Origin of the sequence: Massilia pseudoviolaceinigra, assembly GCF_030846505.1 — a bacterium.
Lineage (GTDB): Bacteria > Pseudomonadota > Gammaproteobacteria > Burkholderiales > Burkholderiaceae_D > Telluria_A > Telluria_A violaceinigra.
This window is the reverse complement of sequence record NZ_JAVCWL010000035.1, coordinates 38,399-59,476: the sequence shown is the minus strand read 5'-3', so window position 1 is coordinate 59,476 and position 21,078 is coordinate 38,399. Positions and strand designations below refer to the sequence as shown.

General features: G+C 63.7%; 21 protein-coding genes. 15 read left to right on the top strand and 6 right to left on the bottom strand.

The window, feature by feature from the left end:
• The first annotated feature begins 114 nt into the window (after window positions 1-114).
• Together RBA40_RS27245 and RBA40_RS27240 are read left to right on the top strand one after the other, a co-directional pair.
• Window positions 115-2,166: a S9 family peptidase gene (locus RBA40_RS27245; RefSeq protein ID WP_306651472.1), complete on the top strand. Its 2,052-nt coding sequence runs from the start codon at window positions 115-117 to the stop codon at window positions 2,164-2,166.
• Window position 2,167: 1 nt separating this feature from the next.
• Window positions 2,168-3,091: a YqhG/Tai3 family protein gene (locus tag RBA40_RS27240; protein ID WP_306651470.1), complete on the top strand. Its 924-nt coding sequence runs from the start codon at window positions 2,168-2,170 to the stop codon at window positions 3,089-3,091.
• A 46-nt stretch (window positions 3,092-3,137) separates the two neighbouring features.
• Here the strand turns inward: RBA40_RS27240 and RBA40_RS27235 are convergent, their stop codons facing one another.
• Window positions 3,138-4,352 carry a glycoside hydrolase family 18 protein gene (locus RBA40_RS27235; RefSeq protein ID WP_306651468.1) on the bottom strand — a complete coding sequence of 405 codons (1,215 nt, stop codon included), beginning with the start codon at window positions 4,350-4,352 and terminating at the stop codon, window positions 3,138-3,140.
• 53 nt (window positions 4,353-4,405) lie between these two features.
• Window positions 4,406-6,325 carry a glycoside hydrolase family 64 protein gene (locus RBA40_RS27230; protein ID WP_306651467.1) on the bottom strand — a complete coding sequence of 640 codons (1,920 nt, stop codon included), beginning with the start codon at window positions 6,323-6,325 and terminating at the stop codon, window positions 4,406-4,408.
• Window positions 6,326-7,336: 1,011 nt separating this feature from the next.
• Between RBA40_RS27230 and RBA40_RS27225 the strand changes: the two genes are divergently transcribed.
• The 8 genes from RBA40_RS27225 to RBA40_RS27190 all read left to right on the top strand — a co-directional run bounded on the left by RBA40_RS27225 (window position 7,337) and on the right by RBA40_RS27190 (window position 14,345).
• The gene (locus RBA40_RS27225; RefSeq protein WP_306651465.1) at window positions 7,337-8,029 is read left to right on the top strand and encodes a cytochrome c biogenesis CcdA family protein; all 693 of its coding nucleotides are present in this window, start codon (window positions 7,337-7,339) and stop codon (window positions 8,027-8,029) included.
• A gap of 174 nt (window positions 8,030-8,203) precedes the next feature.
• Window positions 8,204-9,289 carry a sensor histidine kinase gene (locus RBA40_RS27220; RefSeq protein WP_306651463.1) on the top strand — a complete coding sequence of 362 codons (1,086 nt, stop codon included), beginning with the start codon at window positions 8,204-8,206 and terminating at the stop codon, window positions 9,287-9,289.
• A 341-nt stretch (window positions 9,290-9,630) separates the two neighbouring features.
• Complete coding sequence (locus RBA40_RS27215) at window positions 9,631-10,353, top strand: LytS family sensor histidine kinase (protein WP_306651461.1); 723 nt, start codon at window positions 9,631-9,633, stop codon at window positions 10,351-10,353.
• Window positions 10,322-11,101 carry a LytR/AlgR family response regulator transcription factor gene (locus RBA40_RS27210; protein ID WP_306651459.1) on the top strand — a complete coding sequence of 260 codons (780 nt, stop codon included), beginning with the start codon at window positions 10,322-10,324 and terminating at the stop codon, window positions 11,099-11,101. The genes RBA40_RS27215 and RBA40_RS27210 overlap by 32 nt, the downstream gene beginning before the upstream one ends.
• A 165-nt stretch (window positions 11,102-11,266) precedes the next feature.
• Window positions 11,267-11,641: a YajD family HNH nuclease gene (locus RBA40_RS27205; protein WP_099880086.1), complete on the top strand. Its 375-nt coding sequence runs from the start codon at window positions 11,267-11,269 to the stop codon at window positions 11,639-11,641.
• A 172-nt stretch (window positions 11,642-11,813) separates the two neighbouring features.
• Window positions 11,814-12,515 (top strand): HupE/UreJ family protein, encoded by a 702-nt coding sequence (locus RBA40_RS27200; RefSeq protein WP_306651457.1) that lies wholly within the window; start codon window positions 11,814-11,816, stop codon window positions 12,513-12,515.
• Window positions 12,516-12,523: 8 nt separating this feature from the next.
• Window positions 12,524-13,153: a transmembrane anchor protein gene (locus RBA40_RS27195; RefSeq protein ID WP_306651455.1), complete on the top strand. Its 630-nt coding sequence runs from the start codon at window positions 12,524-12,526 to the stop codon at window positions 13,151-13,153.
• Window positions 13,154-13,376: 223 nt separating this feature from the next.
• A complete protein-coding gene (locus RBA40_RS27190) occupies window positions 13,377-14,345 on the top strand; it encodes a calcium-binding protein (protein WP_306651453.1) in 969 nt (322 codons plus the stop codon).
• 56 nt (window positions 14,346-14,401) lie between these two features.
• Here RBA40_RS27190 and RBA40_RS27185 read toward each other — a convergent pair whose 3' ends face one another.
• The 4 genes from RBA40_RS27185 to RBA40_RS27170 form a co-directional block, all read right to left on the bottom strand.
• Complete coding sequence (locus RBA40_RS27185) at window positions 14,402-14,830, bottom strand: hypothetical protein (protein ID WP_306651451.1); 429 nt, start codon at window positions 14,828-14,830, stop codon at window positions 14,402-14,404.
• A 36-nt stretch (window positions 14,831-14,866) separates the two neighbouring features.
• Window positions 14,867-15,619: a DUF4386 domain-containing protein gene (locus RBA40_RS27180; RefSeq protein WP_306651450.1), complete on the bottom strand. Its 753-nt coding sequence runs from the start codon at window positions 15,617-15,619 to the stop codon at window positions 14,867-14,869.
• Between the two features lie 69 nt (window positions 15,620-15,688).
• On the bottom strand, window positions 15,689-15,946 hold the full coding sequence (locus RBA40_RS27175) for a hypothetical protein (RefSeq protein ID WP_306651449.1): 258 nt from the start codon (window positions 15,944-15,946) through the stop codon (window positions 15,689-15,691).
• A 9-nt stretch (window positions 15,947-15,955) separates the two neighbouring features.
• Entirely contained in the window at window positions 15,956-16,252 is a 297-nt protein-coding gene (locus RBA40_RS27170; RefSeq protein WP_229413622.1) for an ArsR/SmtB family transcription factor, read from the bottom strand.
• A gap of 411 nt (window positions 16,253-16,663) precedes the next feature.
• On the opposite strand from RBA40_RS27170, the gene RBA40_RS27165 reads away from it, so the two are divergent.
• From RBA40_RS27165 to RBA40_RS27145, 5 genes are all read left to right on the top strand, one after another.
• Window positions 16,664-17,782, top strand: a complete 1,119-nt coding sequence (locus RBA40_RS27165) for an acyl-CoA dehydrogenase family protein (RefSeq protein ID WP_306651447.1) — start codon at window positions 16,664-16,666, stop codon at window positions 17,780-17,782.
• A gap of 11 nt (window positions 17,783-17,793) precedes the next feature.
• Entirely contained in the window at window positions 17,794-18,648 is an 855-nt protein-coding gene (locus RBA40_RS27160) for a phosphate/phosphite/phosphonate ABC transporter substrate-binding protein (protein WP_306651445.1), read from the top strand.
• Window positions 18,626-19,828 (top strand): ferritin-like domain-containing protein, encoded by a 1,203-nt coding sequence (locus tag RBA40_RS27155; protein ID WP_306651443.1) that lies wholly within the window; start codon window positions 18,626-18,628, stop codon window positions 19,826-19,828. Before RBA40_RS27160 ends, RBA40_RS27155 begins: the two co-directional genes overlap by 23 nt.
• 204 nt (window positions 19,829-20,032) lie before the next feature.
• Complete coding sequence (locus tag RBA40_RS27150) at window positions 20,033-20,260, top strand: hypothetical protein (RefSeq protein WP_306651441.1); 228 nt, start codon at window positions 20,033-20,035, stop codon at window positions 20,258-20,260.
• A gap of 389 nt (window positions 20,261-20,649) precedes the next feature.
• Window positions 20,650-21,042 (top strand): hypothetical protein, encoded by a 393-nt coding sequence (locus RBA40_RS27145; protein WP_306651440.1) that lies wholly within the window; start codon window positions 20,650-20,652, stop codon window positions 21,040-21,042.
• Window positions 21,043-21,078: the final 36 nt, after the last annotated feature.

The following is a 21,078-nucleotide window of genomic DNA, read 5'->3' as shown; positions in this document are numbered from 1 at the left end:
TATGCATCACGACGCCTGGGCGCATTTTTCGGCTGCTCTTGTGATACGAACTTGGTATGATGCCGGGGCCATTTCGTATCTTTTGGCACTTTCATGACTCTTAGGGATGATGCAATGATGGGACGTCTGTTCATTTTGGGGGCAGCTACACTGGCTGCCGGTAGCGCGCTGGCCGCGCCGCGCGGGTTTACGGTCGAGGATCTGGTAAGGATGGAACGGGTCGGCGCGCCGGCCCTCTCGCCGGACGCGTCGCGCGTGGTCTACACGGTGCGCAGCACCAATATGGAAAAGAACCGCGGCAACACCCAGCTGTGGATGATCGACTTGCGCAGCGCCAAGCCGACCCCGGTCAGGCTGACCAGCGGCGACGCCAACAGTACCGATCCGGAATGGTCGCCCAAGGGCGACGCCATCTACTTCCTGTCGGCCCGCTCGGGCTCGTCGCAGGTGTGGCGCCAGCCGGTGGCTGGCGGTGAGGCCATCAAGGTCACCGACCTGCCGCTCGACGTCGATAATTTCCGTCTCTCGCCCGCCGGCGACCGTCTGGCGATGAGCCTGGCCGTGTTCCGCGATTGCACCGACCTGGCCTGCACCAAGACGCGCATCGACGACAAGGCCAAGGACAAGGCCAGCGGCAAGGTCTACGACCGCCTGTTCGTGCGGCACTGGGATACCTGGAAGGATGGGCGCAACAGCGTGCTGTATACCGCGCCGATCGACGCCGCCGGCAAGGTCAGCGCCGTGCCGGTCAGCCTGTCGGGCAGCATCGATGGCGACGTGCCCTCGAAACCGTTCGGCGACCGCGAGGAATACCGCTTCAGCCCGGACGGCAAGAGCGTCGTGTTCAACGTGCGCGTGGCCGGCAAGACCGAATCGTGGTCCACCAATTTCGATATCTACCAAACCAGCGCCACCGGCGGCGCGCCGCGCAACCTGACCGCCGACAATCCGGCCTGGGACAGCAAGCCGGCGTTTTCGCCGGACGGCAAGACCCTCGCTTACCTGGCCATGAGCCGGCCCGGCTTCGAGGCCGACCGCTTCCGCCTGGTGCTGATGGATGTCGCCAGCGGCAAGAAGCGCGTGGTGGCGGAGAGCTGGGACCGTTCCATCGGCGACTACAAATGGCGCGACGATGGCAAATCCCTGCTGGCCACCGCCGACGACCTGGGCCAGCACCGCCTGTTCTCGATCGACGCCGCCAGCGGCAAGGTCGTGCCACTGAGCGAGAAGGGTTACGTCAGCGCGTTCGACGCGCGCGGCAAGACAGTGGTGATGGCCCAGGCCAATCTGCAATCGGGCGCGCAACTGTTCAAGAGCATCAATGGCGGCGCCCCGGTCCAGCTGACGCAGTTGAACAGCGAACTGCTGGCCGACGTGCGCTTCGGCGAGTACGAGCAGTTTTCCTTCACCGGCGCCAAGGGCGAGACCGTCTACGGCCACGTGATGAAACCATGGAATGCGGCGCCCGGCGCCAAGTATCCGGTGGCCTTCCTGGTCCATGGCGGGCCGCAGGGCAGTTTCGGCAATTCGTGGAGCTACCGCTGGAATCCGCAGACTTACGCCGGCGCTGGTTACGCGACGGTGTTCATCGACTTTCACGGTTCCACCGGCTACGGCCAGGCGTTCACCGATTCGATCAGCGGCGACTGGGGCGGCGCGCCGCTGGAAGACCTGAAAAAGGGCTTGGACGCGGCCGTGAAGAAATTCCCATGGCTGGACCGCGAGCGCAGCTGCGCGCTGGGCGCGTCGTACGGCGGCTACATGATGAACTGGATCGCCGGCAACTGGTCGGACGGCTTCCGTTGCCTGGTCAACCATGACGGCGTGTTCGATACCCGCGGCATGGCGTACGCGACTGAAGAACTGTGGTTCACCGAGTGGGAAAACAAGGGCACCTACCTGGACAACGCCGCGCTGTACGAAAAGTTCAATCCGGTTCATTTCGTGAAGAACTGGAAGACGCCGATGCTGGTGGTGCAGGGCGACCTGGACTTCCGCATTCCGACCTCGCAGGCGCTCGGTACCTTTACCGCGTTGCAGCGCCAGGGTGTCGAGAGCAAGTTGCTGGTGTTCCCGGACGAGAATCACTGGGTCTTGAAACCGGCCAATTCCGTGCTGTGGCATAACACGGTCAAGCAGTGGCTGGACCGTCACCTGGCCCGCTGACATGCAGAAGCACAAGAACTTTGTGCTTGCGGCGGCGCTGTGTGCCGGACTTGTCCACAGCGCCGGCGTGCTGGCCGCGCCGGCCGCCACCGTGCCGGCGGCAAGCACGCCGGCCGCGCTGGTCACGGCGTTTTACCGCGATTACTTCGCCGATGAGGCGGCGGCAAGGAAACGTTATCTGGACAGCGGCGCCTTTTATTCAGCTGGCGCGCGCAAGCTGCTGGCGGAAAACGACTTTGCGTGCCGAAAAGTGGCGCGCGGGGACGATATGTGCGGCTATGGCGCCGAGGCCGACATGTTTCTGGATGCCCAGGACCGCGATCCGGAACTGACGCTGGCGTCATCCGGCTTCACGGCCAGGCCGGTGGGGGCGAACGCGGTCGATGTGGCGTTCAAGGTATTTCCCAAGGACGCCGGTTCGCAGCGCACGACGATGCGCTACGTGCTGGTGCGCGAAGGCGGCCAGTGGCGGGTCGATGATGTGCTGTATCCGGTCAAGGGGGCTGAGGCGGCCAGGAACAGCATGCGCCAGGGCATTCTGTACGAGATCGGAGCGATTTCCAAGGCTGCGCGCGACGTTGCCGATGCATCGGGCTGGATCAACATCTACGTGGAAGAGCAGCAGGCGGACCGGTTCGCGCGCTTTGTCGCGTTTCCCGTGACGGTGTGCGTCAAGCAGGGCGCATGCCTGCCGTATGCGCAAGACGATGCGCGCTTGCTGGCGCTGGTAAAGACCTTGCACGATGCCTACTTCAAGGCCGGGGCGGCCAAAAAAGGCTTGCCGACGATCGCCGCCGGCAAGCAAGGCGCGGGTGCGCCCAAGGAAGATAGTGTGGTACGCAGCGGTCCGTTCGATTACACGTTCCAGCGTGGCGCATGGTGGCTCTCGCGGGTCGATCTGACGCGCCCACCCGTCGGTCAATAGTAAGCGCTGCCGGTCCCGCCAATGGTGGGGCCGGCAGCCTTGCCTGTTACGGGTTGATCAGCGGTGCAACGCTGTTGGCGAACGGCCAGCCCTGTTCTTCATCCATGTGAATCTGCCAGTTGAAGCCACCGCGGATGTCCGGATGGTTGGCCTTGACCTGGTTCCACGCGCTGACCGCCTGGTCCCGGCTCATGTAATTGGCCGCGTTGCTGATGCCGAAGCCGACCACCACCCGGTTCGCGCCCAGCAAGCTGACCCACTGTTTGACGTTTTCGGCCACATAGGCCGGATCGTTCAGGCCAGGCCCGTCGTAATACTGCGGCGCGGCGTAATCCATCGCCCCGGCAGCGACCATCGCACGGCAGAATTCCTTGTCGATCTGGTTCCACGGTGCCGGCGGCGCGGAAATGATGAAGCCCGGGTAGCGTTTCTTCAGTTCCAGGCTGATCCAGATCATTTCAGCCGTATCGGGCCGCTGGTCCGCTTCGAAGGTATTCCAGTCCATGCCGTCGATGCCGCCCAATTGCGTATAGATCGAGGCGATGCTGTTCACGAACGTCTGCGATTTGGTCCGGTTCGGAAAACTCATGCCATTGCCCGCGCCGCCCACCGACAGGATGATCTTGCGGCCCTGGGTGCTGCGCGCGTACTGGATGTCGGCTTTCAGATTGGTGGCCGCACCGCGTCCGTTGCCCGGCGCGCTGAAGGTGACCGCGCCGGTGGTCCCTGGCGAGCCGCCTACCGGCACGGCGTGGAACAGGTAGATCAGGTTGTAGCGTGCGTTGACGTCACGGATGCGCACCGGGGAGGGCGTCCAGTTCGGATAGTAGCCGCCGACGATTTTCTTCGCCGCTGGCAGCGCGCAGGTGGTTTGCGCCCAGTACCAGGTGCTGATGGTCGGGGTGGTGCCATCGCTGCCGTTGCCGGCGACCTGCACCACCTTGTAGTACAGCCCGTTCGGCGTGTACAGCACGACCGTCCCGAGCGGGTAATTGACGCCGGCGCGCCAGGTGACGGCTGCGCACGGTGCGAGCGCGGCCGACGATCCCGAGTCCGTGCCGACCCCATCGATTGCGGCACTGCCGGTGGCACCGGGTGCGACGGACGCCGCCAGCGGCACCAGCGGCTCCGCCGTGACGGCGGCGTTCAGCCGCGCGGGGCTGGCGGCGGTGGGTGCGCTATCGGACGATCCGCCGCCGCATCCGCTCAGGATGGCGCCGCCGATAGCGGCCATGCCCAGGTATTTCAGTAGTTTCTTCATGTCGATTCCTGTTAAAAAAATGAGTAGGGACCGCCAGCGGCGGCCCCGGGGTTTTACCAGCCGATGGTCACCGTGGCCGTGGTTGGCGCGGTGGAGTGCACCGACGAGCTGTAATTCCATACGTCGTCGTAGGCGAAGCCGTAGGCCAGCTTGTTGATGCTGTGGTCATGCCAGAACTTGGCGTACCAGTTGGCTGGCTGGCCCGCCGGGTAGAAATACGCCGAGTCGGACCAGCGCGCCGGGTCTTCCACCACATGGCGGTTGAGGGCCGCGCACAGCTGCGCCTGGATCTGCAATTGCTTGTGGTAGGCAGGCGTGCCGCCGACCGTGCCGCTGGGGTCGTCCAGGGCGCCATTGCCGAGCAGTGCCATCGCGGTGGTGGGCTTGCGCACGTTGTAGGTGCCGGCGCCGTCGGTGAACTGGAATACGCCGTTCACCACCTGGCCGCTGAAGGTGCCCTGCTGGTTGGTGAAGACCAGTTTCTGGCTGGCGTATTTGTTCCAGATATGGTTGATGTAGCCGTCCAGGTAGGTGGCGTTGGCGCCGCCGTTCTGGAAGCTGGCGTGGGCCGGGGCGATGATGCGGTAGGGCGCGTACGGCGCCTGTGCCAGGCCCTTGAACTGGGCCGGCACGCTGGCGACGAATTGCGAGATCAGCGAGGCGCGCGTTTCGGTTTCGCCCACGGTCTGGTCGTAGCCGCCCAGGCCCTGCAGGCGCAAGGTCAGTGGGAAGCCGAAGTGGTCGACCCGGGTCGTGTTGCCGAAGAAGCCGTCCTTGGCCCCGATCGACATTTCGATGAAGTCGAAGTAGACGTCGATGTTCGGATCGGATGGATTTTCGATATTCGCGCCGGCGTAGCCGAGGTTGCCGTTGGCGTCGGCGTTGACCTGCAGGTACATCGGACTGCCGACGCTCAGGAACAGGCGCGCCGAATTGAGCGGCGGGATGGTGATCGACTTGAGCTGGGCCAGGGTGTGGAAGTAGTTGGTGTATGGCTTGCCGTTCTTGCTCAGCGCGCCGTTGTCGCTCAGGGCCATGGGAATGAAGCGCCCGCCCGCATCGACGTGGACGTATTTGCCGCTGCTCCAGTCCTTGCCGATGATGGCCCAGTAGACCTGGCTGTCGGCATATTGTCCGCGCGTGCCGTTGACCAGCTTGAAGGTGGTCAGCTGGTTCCAGGTGCCGCCGGGGTCGCCCGGCGTTGGCGGGGTGGCGCCGGACGGCATCGGCACGCCCGGCAGGTAGCAGCGCTTGGGCACGCCCGGAATCGGGTCGCCGAACACGCCGCTGTTGCAGTCGGCGCCGTTGCTGAGGGTTTTGGTGAAGAAGCTGCCGTTGGCGCCGTACAGCAGCACTTGCGTGCCGCTGAAATTGCAGCGGCCGTTTTCGAGGGCGCAGCGGGTCCAGGTGGTGGGCGCGCGGTCGCAGTGCTTGGCGCTGCCCGGCAGCGGGTCGCCGAACACGCCGGTGGTGCAGGCCGCGCCGCCGGTCACGGTTTGCGTGACGTAGGTGCTGCCGGCGCCGAAGCGCACGGTCTGCGTGTCGCCGAAGCCGCACTGGCCGTTTTCGTTGGCGCAGAAGGCGAAGCTGCTGGTGATTTCGCAGTGCTTGGCCACGCCCGGCGCCGGATCGGTGCCGAAGCTGGCGTTGTTGCAGCTGGCGGCCCAGTCGAACTTCTTGCTGGTGAAGCTGGAACCGGCGCCGTAGCGCACGGTCTGGTTGCCGGTGAAGATGCATTCGCCGTTCTCGTTGGCGCAGAACGTCCATTCGGTGGTCGAGGGCGCCGAGGAGGAGCCCAGGGTCGCCGCCAGCGTGGCGGACGTGGGCGTGCCGATGGCGTTCGAGCGCACCGTGGTGGTGGCGGAGATCGTGGGCTGCGGGGTCGCGTCGCTGCCGGACGACGAGCCACCGCAGCCGCTCAGCAAACCGATGCCGAGCATGCTCAAAGAGAGGAATTGAAGCAGTTTTTTCATGGTGCGGTCACCTCGTGGAAAGTGGCCGTTGCCTGCGCTGGACGATGATGCATGACGGCGGCCTTTGTGGTTGGATGCGCGGTGCGCATTGGTCGGAGCCGGCCGGGGCCAGCTCCTGCGAAAACCCGGTGTGCCCCACCCGGATGGGGCGGTCACAAAGGGAGGACGTTGGGTAAGCTGTTCGGTGTTGCAGTCGGTGCTTCTCGTGGGAGCGCTTCCAAATCGGACGGTTGTTTGGCCTTTGAAATATCGCTGGAGGCGAACATTTCACTCAGGACATGTGTCGGGTTGATGGACGGGATCTTGAACGGATCGTCAGGGTTGTCGCAGTATTACCCTCTATCAAAGCGAGGTCAACAGAGGTGAAACGTAATGTAACTTGAGAACTAGTAAGAACAGATGGAGCGAGGGAATCGCTTATTGGCGAGATAAAATCCGGTATCGCAATGGTGATTTACGCTCGCAAGCGCAGCCCGACAAGACCACTTGAACATATGCGTTTTCCCGTTCGCAGCAAGACGCCGTCATCAGGATTGGCCACCCTCCCATACCACTTGAGCCGCTACGCATGAAGGCAATGCATGTTTTTGCGAGAATGTCGCGTCGGATGAAGTGCGGCCGAGTGGCGTTGCGGCTGCGCTCCGTTAGCTGAATTAGTGAAAATTATGTCTTGTGGCGGCCACAGAAAGCGTAGTTGTTCATTGTTTTGCCACGGCGGCTGCTACCGGGTACGCAACCGAATCGCTCGACCACGATCATCAACTCCGCGAGTTGGCCAACGCGAACGTCTCGCAACTGAAACTGCACTACCGCGCCCACCAACCCGCAGTTTCATTTGGACAACGTGGCTCTGCTAACTTACTAAATGTTCCTGCATCGGCGAAATGAGCGCGTTCATCCCCGGAACCGCCGCATTCATCCTCATGGTCGACACGGCTCGCCATCGCCATCCTATGCTCCGTCGTGTACCTGCTCCGCATGGACGCTCCAACAATCACACATGGACTAAGAATGAACTTAATGGAATTGGGATTTGCTTTCCTGGCGGGTTTGGCGATGATTGCCAGCCCCTGCGTACTGATGGTGCTGCCGATTTTGCTAGGCGCTACGCTGGAGCGAAGCAGCCGGCCCATTTTCATCGTGCTCGGTTTTGTCACTGCGTTTACCTTGGTAGCTCTCGCTTTTGCAACAGGGGCGAGCCTATCAGGTGCGTCGCCAGTCCTGATACGTCAGGTAGCCATTATTTTGCTCGCATGCTTTTCCGTAGTGCTGCTGTCGCCGGGTTTATATACGCGCGTGAGCGCCAGGCTGCAAAGTGTTTCAGATCTCGGGTTGAAATTGACCCCCAACCCGGGTGCGGGGAAAGCAGGGGGATTTATTCTGGGATTGAGCCTGGGGGCAGTCTGGACGCCTTGCTCCGGACCGGTCCTGGCCTCCATCATCGCCCTGGTGGCGGGCTCCGCGAGTCGTGGCTGGGGATTGGTCCTATTGGTGGCATTTGGCCTGGGGACCGGCCTGCCAATGCTGCTGATTGCCTATGGCGGTAAAACGATTAACGCGCGCCTTCCCATCCTGGCCCGCAAAGGCGCAGCGTTACGGCGTGGCTTTGGTATCGCCACGTTGATACTGGTCGCCTATATGCAGTGGCAGCAATACGATGAAGCTGCCGGCTGGATCGCAAACAAATATCAGGGATGGTTGTGACCCGGGACGACGCCGACGGTTTTTTCATCATGCGGCGCAGCCTGAATCGGCCGACGACGCGCGCAGCCTCGGTCCGGGTTTGCCGCGACCGGATCCGGGGCGATGCCGGAAAGAGGGCGGGGCAAGCGCAGGCAGCGTTTATACTCCGCCATCGACGACAAATGGTCCTTCAGCATGCATGAGCAATACCGACGCTTGCGGCAGTGGCAGCTTCCCGGTTTCGCCTGGGTGCTCCTCGCGGTGTGCGTGCTATCGGTTCACGCGATTTTGCCCGCCTGGATACTCGCGGACAAACCAACGTTGCTTGCGCCGGTCCACACTGTACTCGTGGTCTTGCATACCCTTGACGCCTTGTTCGTATGGGCGTGCGTGATCTGGCTCAGCCCGTTGCTGGAACGGCGCTACCCGCAAGATCTGGCACCGCGCATGGTGGTCGGCTTGCTGGCCGTTCTGTTCGGAGTGGTATTGATCATCATTGCGGTCTATCTGTATCTGTTCCCGGCTGTGACGGGCCGCCCTGTCCAGCTCGCTAGCCAGTATATGGACGCTTACCGCGCATTGATGGTCTCGATTTTCATCTACGGCTGGTTGTTGATGCGTGACTATGCGAATGCCCAGGCCGCGCGCGCGTTGAGCCTGCAAGTCAGGACCGATGCGCTGGCGACCGACGTCGACCGCAGTGAGCTGGCGATGCTGGAGGCGCTGATCGAGCCGCACTTTCTGTTCAATACGCTGGCCCATGTGAAGCGACTGTACCGCACGGACGACGCCGCAGCCGATGACGTACTGAAAAACCTGATCGCGTACTTCGAGCGTGCGCTGCCTGCGTTGCGCAAGGCCGACTGGAGCGTCGGCGACGAGATCGACCTGGTCGTCCTGTACCTCAATCTGATCGAGCAGCGTTGCGGCGGCCGCTTGCGCTACAACGTCAGCGTATCCCCGCCGTCGACGACGTGCCAACTGCCGGCCCTGACCATCGCCACCCTCGTCGAAAACGCGGTACGCCATGGGGTGGGCCCGAAACCCGGTAGCGGGATGATCCTCATTGCCGTGACGTTGAGCGAGCGCGAATTATCGATCGTCGTCAGTGACGATGGAGTCGGCTTGCGCCTGTCGTCCGGAAACGGCCTTGGCCTTGCGACCGTGCGCGCCCGGCTGCGCGGGACGTTCGGCGCAGACGCCAGTCTTCTGGTGGCGCCAGGCGCCAGCGGCGGCGTGTGCGCAACCATCCGCATCGCTATCGGGAGCGGACATGCTTGAGCAGTTGCGATACGTGCGCATGGCCGCATGCAGGCGCTTGCGCGCGAACTACCGCCAGACCCTTGTGTTTGCCGCCATCGGTACGGTCACCGAGAGATTGACGCAGGTGCCGTCGTGGTTCGAGCGCATCGAACGCGACGGTTGGGGCATCTTCCTGGCCGCGTTTCTGCGCGAAACGGTGGCCTGCGCGCTTGCCGCCCTCATCGTCGGTTTTTCTCTCCGGCTATGCACGGAAAAAGGATCGGACCTGATACGCCGGCCCTCGAAGTTCCTGATCATGCTGACGGTGGGCACGGCGGTCGCCACGGTGCTCGCCGCGTGGCTCGACCTGATGCTCAGTCATGGCCGCATTGCGGATATTGCCGATCGCCCTGGCGAGCTGGTCAATTTCTGGATGCAGTCTCCTGTGGGGCGGCCTCATCGGATGGGTGTACCTGCTGTCCCTCCAGCGTGCCGAAGACCATGCCAGGTTCACCGCGCTGCTGGGCAAGCAAGCGCTTCTTGCGCGCCAGCTTGCCCGCTCGCGCCTGCGTGCCTCCCGCGCCCAGGTCGACCCGGCCATGGTGGCGCGCGTGTTAAGCGAAGTCCATGGCCGATACCGCGACAGGCCGGCCAAGGCATCGGCCTTGCTCGACCACCTGATCAGTTATTTGCGGCTGGCGATGAACCGCGGACAGAGCGACCGGCCCGGCCTTGCCGGCGAGCTAGCGCTGATCCGGGCCCTGATAGCCTTGCGCGAAGCCGAGCACGGGATGTCGATTGACATGGAGGTACTGATCGCGGACGCCAGGTCGCACGCGCGTTCAGGCCCGCTGTTTTTGACGGTGTCCGCCTTGCTGGACGGTGCAATCAGCGCAGGCGCGCGCGCCGTGACGCTGACGCTGGCAGCGTGGGATGATCATGTCGGTGTCGCGCTGGCCACCGGCACGATCAGCGTCACGCCAGTGCGGACGGCCGCGCTGGCCGATGCGGTGGCCAAACTGCTGCCGGCCGGACGGTCTCGATTACAAGGAATTTTCAACGCGGGAGCAAATGAGTATGTGGTCAAGCACGTCTGCCAGTGAAGCGGCACCGAGAGCGCTGATCGTCGAAGACGAGCCGGCAATGCACGACGAATTGCGCGAATTGCTCGCTGCGCTGTGGCCGGCGCTGACAATCGTCGGGCATGCCGCCGATGGCTGCGATGCGCTGCGCCAGATCGCGCAGCACGCGCCGGATATCGTCTTTCTCGACATTCAGATTCCGGATCCCAACGGCCTCGACATTGCCCGCACCTTGCGCGACCGCTGCCATGTCGTGTTTGTGACGGCCTTCGACGCCCATGCCATCGATGCGTTCGACAATGGCGCTGTGGATTACATCCTCAAGCCAATCGATCCCGCACGGATCGCGCTGACCGTGCGGCGGCTCAAGCAGCGCATGGCAAGCAAACCGCTCGACCTGACGGATGTGCTCGAGAACCTTGCGCCGCGGCAGGCGACGGCGTCGTATTTGCGCTGGATCACCGCCTCCGTGGGCAACGCGATCCGCCTGATTACGATTGACGAAGTCGTCTTTTTTCAGTCGGATCAAAAATATACGCGGGTCGTGCTGGCCGATTCCGAAGTGCTGATCAAGAAAACGCTCAAGGAACTGATGAGCGAGCTCGACCCGGATCAGTTCTGGCAGACCCACCGCTCCACCGTCGTCAATGCGATGGAGATCGCCAGCATCGAGCCGAACATGGCCGGGCAGCTGACCTTGAAACTGAAGAGCCGGCGCGAATCGCTGCCGGCGGCAGAGTCGTTCGTGCGGCGCTTTCGCCAGATGTGAATTAGCTTGTCGTCAGGGCCGAGCGGAGAAATCGGCCGTGCGATGGGCCTCCATATCGGCACTGACGTGGCTTGCCGCGTGCGGCTTGACTCGACCCGCACCACAAACTCTGCGACAATCCGCTTTCTGCCGCGCCATGCGGCAACGTGATAGAAAGCAACGCGCATGACACTGCCTAAAAAACCCGACGCCGCCCGTCTCGACAAGATCGTGGCCGATGCCCGCAAGGCCGCGGAAACGCGCGAATCCGGCTACCGGGCGCGTTCCCTGAAAATGTATCCCTGGATATGCGGGCGCTGCATGCGCGAATTCACCAATGCGAACGTGTCGCAGCTGACGGTGCACCATCGCGACCACAACCACGACAACAATCCGCCCGATGGCAGCAACTGGGAGCTGCTGTGCCTGTACTGCCACGACAACGAGCACTCGCGCTACCTGGAAGCGGACCGCGGAGCCGGGCTGCTGTCGGCCGAGGTGGCGCCGGCCACGCACAACCCGTTCGCCGCCCTGGCGGGGCTGATGAAGAAAAAAGACTGAGCAGCCAGCATCGCCACGGCTGACATCGCGGGTGGGCCGCATCGGCGGTCGTGCGCCCGCCGACGGCACGTTCCTGGCGCAGCCGATCCATCAGCGTGGCCGTGCGATTTTGCATGGCAAACCGGCTCCTGAAGGGGCGGCAAGTGTTTTCAGACAATCAGGAGCATCGCGTATGTTGATCAATGAGCGGGGCGGCGCCGCCCGCGCATGGCTGTTGGGCATGCTGCTGTGCCTTGTGACGGCCGGAGCATTCGCCCACGGCGTCTCCGAATCGGACCAGAGTTTCCTGCAAGGCGCCACCGGCGTGCACTTCCTGCCCTATCTGTACCTGGGCGCCAAGCACATGGTGACCGGCTACGACCATCTGCTGTTCCTGTGCGGCGTGATCTTCTTCCTGTACCGGATGAAGGATATCGGCGTGTATGTGACCCTGTTCGCGCTCGGCCACAGCACCACCTTGCTTCTCGGGGTGCTCAACGGCTGGCATATCAATGCCTATCTGGTCGACGCCATCATCGGCCTGTCGATCGTCTACCGCGCCTTCGATAACCTGGGCGGCTTCAAGACCGTGTTCGGGTTTCAGCCGAACAAGAAAGCGGCGGTGCTGATCTTCGGTTTCTTCCACGGCCTGGGACTGGCGACCAAGCTGCAGGATTTCTCCCTGTCACCCGACGGCCTGGTGCCGAACATGATCGCGTTCAACCTCGGGGTGGAGCTTGGCCAGCTGCTTGCGCTCGGCATGATCCTGATCGTGGTGCGCTACTGGCGCACGAGCGCCAGTTTCGCCCGGCACGCCTTGACCAGCAATTTTGCGCTCATGGGTGCCGGCTTTGTCCTGGCCGGCCTCCAGTTCACCGGCTATATCAGTCAATAGGAAAGTCCATGTCCTTGCCTTCATCGAACGCCGGCGTTGTCGCGCCCAAAAAAGAACTCTTGCGCGGCTGCCTCGCCGCCGCCGCCGTGGCCGCAGTGCTGCTCACCGTCGCTGTCCTGCCTGCGGAGTACGGGATCGATCCGACTGGTGCAGGAAGGGCGCTCGGCCTGACCAAGCTGCACAGCGCGGCGCCGCCCCCGGGCGAACCTGCCGCGGCCGCGGCCACAGTGACGCCGGCGCCAAAGGGATCAACTGTCTCGGCCCCGGGTGAAGTGCGCGCGCTCACCATCGCGTCGAAGCAGACGGTTGCCTACCGGGCCGACACGCAGGAGATCACCCTGGCCCCAGGAAAAGGCGTGGAGGTGAAGACCCACCTTGCGAAAGGCGCGACGCTGATCTTTTCCTGGAAAACGACGAAAGGCGAAGCGCTCAACCATGATTTTCATGGCGAACCGGTCAATGCCAAGGGCGACGAATTCGAAAGTTTCATCCTGGAGAACGACGTCAGCCAGTCCAGCGGCGCCCTGATCGCACCGTTCACGGGCGTACACGGCTGGTACTGGAAGAATACGAACGACGAACCGGTGACGGTGGTGCTGCAGGCCAGTGGCTTTTACACGGATATCTTCAAAAAATAGGGCCACCGCCCAAGCGGCATGCCGGCTCGCCAGCACCGGCAATACTGGACGTCGCCGGGCCCAATAAAATAGTTGTTCGTGGTCAACATTCTCGCAGCACATCCGTGACCTGCGTTCATAAAATTTCCTTCAGAAAAGTTATATTTGTCGGGTGTCAAGCTGATGCCGGGTGCCGGCCGGCCCGGCTGCCCGCGACCCAGCGTCGCCCTTTTCTGGAGAATTCATGACCACCACCGTACGCAGCCCTCTCGACGCCCTGTATGCAGGCGACCCCGATTACTGCATGTTCGTACTCTGGGACATGGACCTGGGCGCGGCGGTGTCCGCCGACTTTGCCACCCTGTCGCACGTGTCGGCTGCCTTCGACATGGAAGCCATGATGCTGAGCGGCGACGATGGCAGCACCGCGTACTGGTTCCCGGAAAATGAATTTCTGCACACCATGTGGACGGGCGAGGCGCCGGAGGAGGGCAGCGCCTACGAGGTACTCATCGGCGGCGAGGACAACGACGTCATGCACGGGCGCGACGGCGCCGACCTGCTGTTCGGCCAGGATGGCAACGATATTCTCCAGGATGTGCACGGCAATAATCTGTTGCACGGTGGCGCTGGCGACGACCTGATCGAAGGGGCGGGGCAGAGCCTGTACGTCGGCGGAACGGGCAATGACGACATCACCGCGTGGGGCGCCGATTTCACGATCGCCTTCAACGCGGGCGACGGACGCGATACCGTGACCTTGTGCGCCCGCGGCGCTGCCGCCATCTCGCTGGGCGGCGGCATCCGCGAGCCGGAGATGTTTCTTGCCCGCTCGGGCAGCGATCTGATGCTGATGACCAGCGCGACGGATGGCATGGCGTTTGCCGGCTGGTACGACAATCCCGCGCCGGACAGCTTCCGGCTACAGGTGCTCGCTGACGCCAGCGGAGACGGCGCCCTGAACGGGCTCTACGACATGCTGCCGTTGATCGCCGCCTTCGATGCGATGTACGGCGCCGATCCCGCAACCGGCGCATGGCATTTCGCCGCGCAGCTCGATCAGGCTCGCCTGGAGACCGGCGACAGCCCGCTCGGCGCAGACCTGGCGCAGCTGTATGCAGTCAATCCCGGCGGCATCGACATCACCGGCAGCAATGCGGCCCTGTGGTACGACGCCTTCGGCCATACCGAAAGCCTGGGCATGCTGCTGTAAGGGGCGGGGCGGCATCTTGCGGCCGGACTGGCGCAAGGTGCCGCGCGTGCCGGTCCTCAGTGCACGCCGGCCTGTGCACCCTTCGACCACGGCGTGCCCGGCGCCTGCAGGTATTCGCGCGCAACATACCCCCATGGCAGCACCAGCACCACCAGCACAATGCCGGCAGCGCAGGCGAACAGGGTCTCGGCGGCATACTCGTCCAGGCCCGGCCCCATCCACATCGGCAGGGCGAAGGCGACCACCCAGATGATTTTCCAGGCCAGCTCGAACAGGAGCAGCGGCAGCATGCGCAGCGGATAGCGCAACCCCAGTAGCGACAGCAGGCACAGGGCACCGAGCAGCGAGCGCACCACGGTGCTGGCATTGGCCGCCACGCTTGACGGGGCAATGATGGTCGGCCACATGGTTACGCCCAGTCCCACCACCAGCAGCAGGTACATTGCTCTTAACAGGGACAGTCTCAGGGTGCTGATGTCGTTCATGGTGCGGCTCCTCTTGGGTTGGTGGGTGGTGAAACGTCAGTGCAAATTGAGTGAAGGCGAAGGCGCGGCCATGCGCTCCCATGCCGCGATGTCGATGCCCTTGAAGAGCAGGCACAGGCAGAACGCGCTTTCGCCGAAAAATGATGGCACCAGGATTGCCGGGAACACGGCGGCGTGCAGGGCAGGGGAGAGCACCATGATGAAGGTGTTGACCAGGTAGCACAGCCCGGCAAGCTGCATCATCGCGCCGATCAGCGGCGGAAAATAGCCGGACTTGCGGATCAGGTGGCCGATGATGATGCATTCGACTCCGAAGAACATCAACGCCACCGCGAACGCATGCGAGTGCCCGACAATGGCCAGGTAAGCCGTCACCTGCGCCTGTTGCAAGTCCATCCCGAGCGTGGCGCCGGACAGCAGCGGCGTCAGGGCGCCTTGCAGGTGCAGGGTGCTGACGCTTTCGACCGCCAGCGACACCAGCGCGAAGAACATGGCCAGCAGGGTGAGGTGTTTGTTCACCGGGCGCAGCAGTACGTACCAGGTCAGCGACATCGCAACCGCGCACAACAGCAGCAACAACTGGCCGGCGATGCCCACCCGCCACAGCCATTCCGAGGCCACGATGCGCTGGGCCGTCTCGGCCGCGTTGCCGGCCACGACCAGGCTGTTGCGGATGACCGTCTCGCCCAGCAGGCCGATGACGATGATGACGAGGTACAGCGCGCCGGCGATGCGCGCGGTGCGCTGCGCATCCTTGCCGCCGAGTTCAGTCTGATGATGGTCCGGCATGGTGTTCTCCCTGGTGAGGCAGGCAATCGATCGGTGCGGCTGGTGTGTATTCGGGCTGGCGGCGGCGCTTTACTCGACGTCGCGCAGCACTTTCTCGACGGCGGCCACGCGCGTCTTCAGTTCCGCCAGGTGGCCGTTGACGGCTGCCAGCGCAGCGGCGGTCTCGGTCTGGGCAGCCGCTGCCTGCGCCGTGAGCTGGCGGTACGCCTCGTCGCTGGCCAGGCGCGCCTTGGCCTGCGCGATGGCGGCAAAATACTTCATGCCGAAAATGAGCAGGACGGTGGCGAGCGGCAGGCCGATGGTGATCAAATATACGTGTTCGGACATGGTGTTGGTCTACTTCTCAAGGTTGATGGTAAGGGACTTGACTGCCTCGGCAATCGCTTCCGGCGTCAGCGCTACCGCAAAACTGCCCGCTTCAAAATAATTGAGCGCTTTGCCGTCGTGCGACAGTTCGAGACAGCTGGTAACGAGGCCGGCTTGTTCGAGTTTCTGGAGATGCAGGTGCAGCAGCGGCCGGCTGATGCCAATGTCGCGTGCAAGCTGGCTGACGTAATTACGTCCGCCCGATGCGAGGGCCGCAATGATGCGCAGCCGGTGCGGATTGGCAAGCGCGGACAGGATCGTCAGCAACTGGTCTCCTTCGATTGGTGGTTTATTTTCTTTCACCTGTAAAGATTATCTGACACGTGACAGGGCGTCAAGAAATTTTTCAGCGGACGGACGCACCGCCGGGGGCGCAAGGGGCCTGCCGGTGGCGGCGCGACTCTGATAAACTGCGGCTACTGTTGTGTTTGTCTTGAATCCGCCCGCCGTAACGCCGATGTCAGCTCCCCTGGAACGCTGAACCGGGTCCGACGGCCCGCGTGTGGCGGGGTCGAGGTGCAAACGCGGCAAAAGTACCGTTTCCAAGCGCTGCCGCCAGGCAGGTCGAGCAGAACTTGTCGAGGTGCTCAATCGCCCGGCTCCGGTCCGGAGTCTCCCTTGCCTTGCCCTGAACGCGACCTGCCGGTGGCATTGATCCGCCATTTTCACAGGGATGCCATGTCTTATCTCCAAACACTCGACACCATTGTCACCACCATCGTCCTGCCGGCCGCGCCAGCGACTGACCGCGATGCCCAGTTTCCGCGCGCCGCCATCGATGCGCTGGGCCAGGCCGGCCTGCTCGGCCTTGTCAGCAGCAAGGACGTGGGCGGCATGGGCCTGGGCCTGCCCGAGGCGGCGCAGCTTGTCGAGCGCCTGGCCAAGGCCTGCCCGTCGACGGCGATGGTCGTCTGCATGCACCTGTGCGCGGCCACCGTGCTGGAAAAATTCGCCAGCGAGAAGGTGCGCCGCGACGTCGCTTGCGGCCGCCACCTGAGCACCTTGGCCTGGTCGGACAACGGCTCGCGCAGCCACTTCTGGGCCCCGGTCGGCACGGCGCGCCAGGATGGCGACAGCATCGTCATCGACGGCAGCAAATCGATGGTCACCGCCGCCGGCGAAGCCGATTCGTACGTGTGGTCGACGGCGCCGGTCGCCCTCGAAGGCGCCAGCACCCTGTGGCTGGTCGACAGCAAGAGCGCCGGCCTGAGCGAGCCGAAAGCGTTCGACGGCATGGGCTTGCGCGGCAACCGCTCCTCGCCCATCAGCGCGACGGGCGTGCGCGTGGCGCCTTCCGCCATGCTGGGCGTTGACGGCGGCGGCTTCGACATCATGATCGGCGCCGTGCTGCCGGTGTTCTCGACCCTGGTCGCCTCGTCCTCGCTGGGCCAGATGGACGCCGTGCTGGAAGCGGCATGCGCGCACGCCGCCGGCAGCAAGCTCGAACACCTGGGCAGCTCGCTGGCCGAACTGCCGACCATCCGCGCCTACCTGGCACGTGCCCGCATCCAGGCTGACATGGTGCGCACCCTGCGCGACGACACGCTCGCCGCGCTGGCGGCCAGCCGTCCGGACGCCATGCTGCGCGTGATGCAGGTCAAGGCGGCAGCGGCCGAAGCGGCGCTGGAAGTGACCGACAGCGCCATGCGCGTGTGCGGCGGCGCGGCCTTCCGCAAGGAGGTCGGCATCGAACGCTACTTCCGCGATGCGCGCGCCGCATCGGTCATGGCGCCGACCTCCGACGTGCTGTTCGACTTCATTGGCAAGGCCGTCTGCGGCATGCCGGTGTTCGGTTAAGGGGGCGCGCGATGAATACACCATTGATGATGGGCGCGGTGGCCTACGCACCGAAAGTCGTGACGATCTGGGAAGGCTTCAAGGAATACTTCCGCCGCCACGACTTTGAATTCGACTACATCCTGTACTCCAACTACGAGCGCCAGGTGGAAGCGCAGTTCAACGGCAGTATTGCGCTGGCGTGGAATTCGCCGCTGGCCTGGGTGCGGGCCGAGCGCATGGCGCGCGCCCGTGGCCAGGAAGTGACCGCCCTGGCAATGCGCGACAGCGATTGCGACCTGACGTCGGTGCTGGTCACGCGTACCGGCCCGCTGGTCACGCTGGAACAGTTAAAAGGCAAGACGATCGGCTTTGGCGCCATCGATTCCCCGCAAGCGCACCTGATCCCGCTCGACCTGCTGCGCCAGCACGGCATGCTGGCCGGACGCGATTACACGGCGCGCCGCTTCGACGTTTTGGGCGGCAAGCACGGCGACCATATCGGCGGCGAACGCGATGCCGCGCTGGCGCTGATGGCCGGCGAGATCGACGCCGCCTGGATGATCGACAGTAACCACATGGCCTTCTCGCGCGAGGGCTTGCTGCCGGCCGGCGCCACCGCGATCATGGCGCGTACGGCGCCGTTCGACCATTGCAATTTCACGGTCAGCCCCGACGCGCCCGCGGCGCAGATTGCGCGCTTCGGCGAACTGCTGCTGGCCATGAGCTGGGACGACCCGGACGTGCGCCCGCTGCTCGAACTGGAAGGACTGAAAACCTGGCTGCCGGGGCGGGTGAGCGGCTACGACGCGCTGGTGCGCGCGGTGGACGACGAGCGCTTCTACGATGCGGAAGGGAAGATCCTTGCAGCCGACTATCGATATTGAGGATCTCGGCTTCGACGCCGGCGCCCATCTGCTGGTCAAGCACGGCTTGCAGCAGCTGGCGCCCGGCGAAGCGCTGGACGTCACGGGCGCTGGCGCGGGCTGGGACGGGCAATTGGCCGCCTGGTGCCGCAGCCAGGGGCACCCGTGCACGGCGCTTGAGGTGGACGGGCGCAGATTGGTGCGCGTGACGCGCGGCGGCGCGTCGGCGGGCCGCTGGCGCGCGGCGCTGCACAGCGGCCACGCCGATCCGCGCGCCGAGGGCGCCATCGCCGATCAGGCCAAGGCCCAGTGGGGCCTGGCGGCGCGCGGCGCGACGGTGGAGGCGGGTTCGCCGGCCATGCGGTTTCGCCTTGATCAGAAGGAGGAAGTGTGGGCCGAACGGGCCGCCGATTTGTACGCACAGGCCGCCGCGGCCCAGTGGGACCCGGAGACGGCGATCGATTGGAAAGCCGAGTTCACCTTGCCCGACATCGTCGAAGACGCGGTGGTGCAGGTGCTGACCTACATGATCGAGAATGAAGTGGCGGCGCTGGTGGTGCCGGCGCGCTTTCTGGGACAGGTGCACCCGCACTACCGCGAAGTGCAGGCGGTGCTGGCGATCCAGGTGGCCGACGAAGCGCGCCACATCGAGGTGTTTACGCGCCGCGTGCGCCTCAAGGGCCGCGAGCCGGGCCTGTCGACGGCGGGCGGACAAAGTTCGCTCAAGACGCTGTTGGACGAGCAGGATTTTTCGGTAGCCGAGTTTTTGCTGTCGGTGCTGGGGGAGGGGACCTTTGTCAGCCTGCTGCATTTCTTGCACGCGTACGCGCCCGATCCGGTCACGCGCCAGATCGCGCGCCTGGCTGCGCGCGACGAAGCGCGCCATGTCGCCTTCGGCATGACGCACCTGGCGGCGCGGCTCGGACGCGAGCCGGCCTTTCGCACGCGCCTGGCCAACGCGGTCCAGTCGCGCAACGATGCGCTGGCGGCCAGTTCGGGCCTGAACGAGGAAGTGTTCGATTCGCTGATCCTGCTGGCGGCGGGCGCACTGACGCCGGCGGCGATTGCGGCCGGCTACCAGCGCGTGCAGCAGCTGATGGTGGACATGGCCGAAGGGCGCCAATCGCGCCTTGAGCGGCTGGGTTTCTCAAAAACAGAGGCGCAGCAGTTGTCGGCCCTGCATACGCGTAATTTCATGTAGCGTCAGCAGGAATGGGATGATATCGGCGAAAAGCGCGATACGCTCGCATGCCCTGGATAGCGCATCTGACACGGATGGAAAACGACATTGCATGAACTCCTTCAAGAGCTCAACCGTGACGGCGGGTGGGACTGGTGCATCCGGTCCTTTGACGGCTACTCACTGAGCTTTTCGGCAGGATGCTCGTTGTCGTGTGCGCGGCACATGGTTTCGTTTCATGGCGTCTGCTACCTCGCTTGCCCCACCGAGTTCAGCCACCCTACGTTTCGCCTTGCCAGCGCGGCCGAGCGCCTTTCAGTTAGCGCGCTGGTGGCAGTCGACGAGGACGAAACCGTGGTTGCCATCGATGCCAACAGCTCGGCCGGGATGGACTCGCTGACGTTCTTTATCGTTGCCACGTCGGCGACACTTGCCCCAGTGCCGCAGGATTAGCGACGACGCGTGCCGCAGCCGTCTCATCATGGGCCGTCAGGTGCCGTCAGGTGCCGGCGGACTGCGACGCACAATACTATCTCGCCGCTCGATTTGGCTACATGGATGTGAAATGCGCATCGAAGCATATGCGCTGGCTGTGACTCGGCCATTCGCGCATGCCTCAGCGACGGCGCCGCATCGGGCGCTCCGGCAACAAGCATCTGGCTCAATTCCATGCTTGAGGATTCTCAGCTGTCGAGGGTAGGGCAACGGTAGGCTGAAGAAGAGCCCGCTACTTCACATCAGTCGGTCCGTTCTACATCCCGCACTCCGACGAACACGGGCGTTGAGGTATCGGGGAAACAGATCCGCCTACCTTCAATCGCAATATTCATGAGGAGCAAATCATGTCAAGCAAAGATTCTTTAAAGAAGGTTGTCGCAGTCTCTGTCGTTGCCGGGCTGTGGGGGGCGAGCGGGTTTGTCCATGCGATCACCGGTGATCTACGAAGCACTGACGGTGGAGCAAGGGTGGTCTTCAATTGGGCCTGGGTCAAAACCAACTCCTTCAGCGAACCTCGGCTGACGGGCAGAGTTGTTCTCTATGACTTGAAATGTGATGGAAGCACTCCGCAGTTTCACATCCACCTCGAGAAAAACGGTCCCGTCAGCAGTAGTCATCACAACACGCTAGGATGTCGGAAAAACAGGGTCATTCAACTCAAAACAAAGTTCGAGGCGCTGCAAATTTGCAATTCCGGCAAACACTGTTACCGTTGGAACCCATACGACACTCCGTAAGTGAATATGGCGTCATGCCTCCCCATCAGGCAGACG

Bases quoted from the DNA above. Each gene is read 5' to 3' on its own strand.
- RBA40_RS27245 (WP_306651472.1), top strand. From the start codon at position 115: ATGATGGGACGTCTGTTCATTTTGGGGGCAGCTACACTGGCTGCCGGT.
- RBA40_RS27240 (WP_306651470.1), top strand. From the start codon at position 2,168: ATGCAGAAGCACAAGAACTTTGTGCTTGCGGCGGCGCTGTGTGCCGGA.
- RBA40_RS27235 (WP_306651468.1), bottom strand. From the start codon at position 4,352: ATGAAGAAACTACTGAAATACCTGGGCATGGCCGCTATCGGCGGCGCC.
- RBA40_RS27230 (WP_306651467.1), bottom strand. From the start codon at position 6,325: ATGAAAAAACTGCTTCAATTCCTCTCTTTGAGCATGCTCGGCATCGGT.
- RBA40_RS27225 (WP_306651465.1), top strand. From the start codon at position 7,337: ATGAACTTAATGGAATTGGGATTTGCTTTCCTGGCGGGTTTGGCGATG.
- RBA40_RS27220 (WP_306651463.1), top strand. From the start codon at position 8,204: ATGCATGAGCAATACCGACGCTTGCGGCAGTGGCAGCTTCCCGGTTTC.
- RBA40_RS27215 (WP_306651461.1), top strand. From the start codon at position 9,631: ATGGCCGCATTGCGGATATTGCCGATCGCCCTGGCGAGCTGGTCAATT.
- RBA40_RS27210 (WP_306651459.1), top strand. From the start codon at position 10,322: ATGAGTATGTGGTCAAGCACGTCTGCCAGTGAAGCGGCACCGAGAGCG.
- RBA40_RS27205 (WP_099880086.1), top strand. From the start codon at position 11,267: ATGACACTGCCTAAAAAACCCGACGCCGCCCGTCTCGACAAGATCGTG.
- RBA40_RS27200 (WP_306651457.1), top strand. From the start codon at position 11,814: ATGTTGATCAATGAGCGGGGCGGCGCCGCCCGCGCATGGCTGTTGGGC.
- RBA40_RS27195 (WP_306651455.1), top strand. From the start codon at position 12,524: ATGTCCTTGCCTTCATCGAACGCCGGCGTTGTCGCGCCCAAAAAAGAA.
- RBA40_RS27190 (WP_306651453.1), top strand. From the start codon at position 13,377: ATGACCACCACCGTACGCAGCCCTCTCGACGCCCTGTATGCAGGCGAC.
- RBA40_RS27185 (WP_306651451.1), bottom strand. From the start codon at position 14,830: ATGAACGACATCAGCACCCTGAGACTGTCCCTGTTAAGAGCAATGTAC.
- RBA40_RS27180 (WP_306651450.1), bottom strand. From the start codon at position 15,619: ATGCCGGACCATCATCAGACTGAACTCGGCGGCAAGGATGCGCAGCGC.
- RBA40_RS27175 (WP_306651449.1), bottom strand. From the start codon at position 15,946: ATGTCCGAACACGTATATTTGATCACCATCGGCCTGCCGCTCGCCACC.
- RBA40_RS27165 (WP_306651447.1), top strand. From the start codon at position 16,664: ATGTCTTATCTCCAAACACTCGACACCATTGTCACCACCATCGTCCTG.
- RBA40_RS27160 (WP_306651445.1), top strand. From the start codon at position 17,794: ATGAATACACCATTGATGATGGGCGCGGTGGCCTACGCACCGAAAGTC.
- RBA40_RS27150 (WP_306651441.1), top strand. From the start codon at position 20,033: ATGGTTTCGTTTCATGGCGTCTGCTACCTCGCTTGCCCCACCGAGTTC.
- RBA40_RS27145 (WP_306651440.1), top strand. From the start codon at position 20,650: ATGTCAAGCAAAGATTCTTTAAAGAAGGTTGTCGCAGTCTCTGTCGTT.